2 protein-coding genes are annotated in these 1,433 nt (G+C 66.9%); both read right to left on the reverse strand.

The window, feature by feature from the left end:
• Positions 1-79 precede the first annotated feature (79 nt).
• Positions 80-502 carry a hypothetical protein gene (locus ABT057_RS49070; protein ID WP_352351913.1) on the reverse strand — a complete coding sequence of 141 codons (423 nt, stop codon included), beginning with the start codon at positions 500-502 and terminating at the stop codon, positions 80-82.
• On the reverse strand, positions 499-1,332 hold the full coding sequence (locus ABT057_RS49075) for an IS5 family transposase (RefSeq protein ID WP_352351915.1): 834 nt from the start codon (positions 1,330-1,332) through the stop codon (positions 499-501). Before ABT057_RS49075 ends, ABT057_RS49070 begins: the two co-directional genes overlap by 4 nt.
• Positions 1,333-1,433: the final 101 nt, after the last annotated feature.

Consider the following 1,433-nt stretch of genomic DNA (forward strand, 5'->3'; position numbering starts at 1 on the left):
AGAGTGCGGAACGTGAGCTCTTGTCCGTTTCGTAATTGCGGTTGGGGAAGGACTGCTGGTCGCGGGCGGGGGATGCTCCTCAGGCGTCCGGGCGGGCGAACAAGCCGGGTTCGGTTTCGGCGAGGATGCCCCGGCTGACCAGGCGTTTCAGTTTGGAGCGGATGCCCTCGGTGTTCTTGGGGAGGATCGGCAGGTCGAGGGCCTGGCAGAGGTCGCGGGCGCGCATCGGCCGGCCCGCGTCGGCCAGGGCGGTGAGTATCTGCTGGTAGGCGGGGTGGACCGGGATGTCGGGCGCCTCCGGCTCGGCGGCGGGTGAGGGCATGGGGAGAGCGAGGAGGGTCTTGCGGGTGATGCGCAGGTTCTCGGTCTCAGCGTCCATCTCGCCGAGCTGCTGGGCGAGTTCTTCGATGCGGGCCCTCAACTGCTCCGCCTGGGCGGCCAGTTCGTGCTCGCGGGTATCGATGCGGTCCAGGACGGGTTGGACCTGTGGGTTCTCGCTCATGCGGTCCTCCAGGGCGTGAGGGTGGCTCCGGTGAGGCGGCGGCTCATGACGGAGGTCATCGCCCACAGGACGCGGGAGCGGGAGGAGGCGGGCCGGTGTTCGTAGTCGCGGACGAGACGGCGGTAGAACATCAGGATCCCGTTCGTCTGCTCCACGATCCATCGCTTGGCCTGCGGAACGAAGCCGCTCTGGTCCGGGTTGCGTTCGACGATCTCCACTTCGATGCCGTGGGTCATGCCGTGCTCGACGACCTTCTTCTTGAAGCCCTGGTCGACCAGGGCCTTGGTCACCGTGCCGCCGCACTGTCCGGCGACGCCGTCCAGCAGGGCGATGCCGGCGGTGTTCTCGTGCGCGGAGGCGGGCAGGACGACGCAGTCGATGACGAGGCCCAAGACGTCCACGGCCAGGCATCTCTTCCTGCCCGGCACCCTTTTCGCGGCATCCTTGCCGGTCGTCGTGGCGGGGACGCCGACGGCGGCGTGGATGCTCTGTGTGTCCAGGACCACCAGGCTCGGGTCGGCTAATCGCTTCCGCTTCTCCCGCAGCTGCCAGCGCAGCAGATCGTGAATGTCCTGGTCAGTACCCTCGTCGCGCCAGAGGTAGAAGTAGTACTTCACCGCTCCGGGCGGGGGCATGTCGTGCGGCAGGAACTCCCACTGACAACCCGTGCGGTTCTGGTAGAGGATCGCGTTCACGATCTCCCGCATCGCGTACTTGCCCTGGTGCCCGCTGACCGACGGATGCCGTGCCTTCCACGCCGCGATCACAGGTTCCACGAGCTCCCACTGCTCGCCGGTGAGATCACTCGGATACGGCTTGCGCATGCTCATGCCACAACCCAGCGAACGCCGAACGCCTGACCGGCCGCAATACCCCAACGTCACACCATCGAGCGATCACAAGCCGGACAGAAGGTCACGTTCCGCACTCT

This window comes from Streptomyces sp. NPDC002588 (assembly GCF_040295925.1).
Taxonomy (GTDB): domain Bacteria; phylum Actinomycetota; class Actinomycetes; order Streptomycetales; family Streptomycetaceae; genus Streptomyces.

Bases quoted from the DNA above. Each gene is read 5' to 3' on its own strand.
- ABT057_RS49070 (WP_352351913.1), bottom strand. From the start codon at position 502: ATGAGCGAGAACCCACAGGTCCAACCCGTCCTGGACCGCATCGATACC.
- ABT057_RS49075 (WP_352351915.1), bottom strand. From the start codon at position 1,332: ATGAGCATGCGCAAGCCGTATCCGAGTGATCTCACCGGCGAGCAGTGG.